Source organism: Kitasatospora nipponensis, from assembly GCF_039528135.1.
Classification (GTDB): Bacteria; Actinomycetota; Actinomycetes; order Streptomycetales; family Streptomycetaceae; genus Kitasatospora; species Kitasatospora nipponensis.
This window is the reverse complement of the sequence record NZ_BAAALF010000517.1, coordinates 1-1,037: the sequence shown is the minus strand read 5'-3', so window position 1 is coordinate 1,037 and position 1,037 is coordinate 1. Positions and strand designations below refer to the sequence as shown.

Here is a 1,037-nt window from a genome sequence, read left to right as displayed (position 1 = left end):
GGCCGTGTCGAGCAGCTGCGGGGCGAAGCCGGCCGCGCTGCTGAGCACCGGTACGGTCAGCCCCTGCCCGGCCGCCGCGCCCACCAGCACCGCCGTCTGCTTGGGCCCGGCACTGATCAGCACCGCCTTGACCCCGGCCTCCCGGAGTGCCGAGACCTGCGCCGTCAGGTCCTGGTCGGTGGGCTTGATCTTCTGCTCGACCAGCGTCAACTTGCCTTTCTCGGCCGCGTACTTGGAGCCCGCCAGCGCGTTCTCCCCGTACTCGCCCTCGAAGTACACGTGCCCGATCCGGTCGCCCGCCACCAGCCCGGCCTTGCGGGTGAGGAAGTCCACCCCGGTGATCATGTCGACGTCGTAGGTGGAGCCGACCACCTGGATGTAGGGCTGCCCGAGCATGGTGGAGGCCCAGGCCATCGGCAGCGCCAGCAGGTGCTTGCCGTTCAGGTCCTGCTTGATCGCCGCGACCACCGGGGAGCCGATCACCTGGGTGAGCAGCGCCGTGTCCGGCTCGACCTCGGTGAAGGCGGCGACCGCCTTCTGCACGTCGTACCCGTGGTCCTTCACCACCATCCTGAGCTTGCGGCCGCAGATGCCGCCGTTCGCGTTGGTCTGGTCGACCCAGAGCTGCTGGGCGTTCACGATGCTCTTGCCGAGCGAGGCGTACGGGCCGGTCAGGTCGGTGAGGGCGTCCATCGTGCTGGTGGAGTGGGTGTCGCCGTGGCCGGTCTTCACGCCGTCCTTCCCGAGCGTGCCGTCGGCCGAACTCCCCTTGGTGGAGCAGGCGGCGAGCGCGAGCACGCCGGTCAGGGCGAGGGCGGCCGGGGCGAGGACGCGACGGTTCATGGGGATCCTCCCGAGGATCACTGCTGCTGGGGGAGAAGCGGAGGCAGCCGGAGCGGGTGGGGGGACCGCGATCATCGGCTGTGCACGTTCACAGTACGGAAACCAGCCAGACACTTGTCAATGCCTGGAGTCGTACGGTTATCTAGGCGAGACACAGCGGAGCACATGCTGTGCACGTTCACAGAACTTCCTGA

The 1,037-nt window shown here is 68.6% G+C and carries 1 protein-coding gene; it reads right to left on the bottom strand.

The window, feature by feature from the left end; translation table 11 throughout:
* A partial coding sequence (locus ABD323_RS41595; RefSeq protein WP_344447281.1) for an ABC transporter substrate-binding protein occupies positions 1-843 on the bottom strand: 843 nt, incomplete at its 3' end.
* Positions 844-1,037 lie beyond the last annotated feature (194 nt).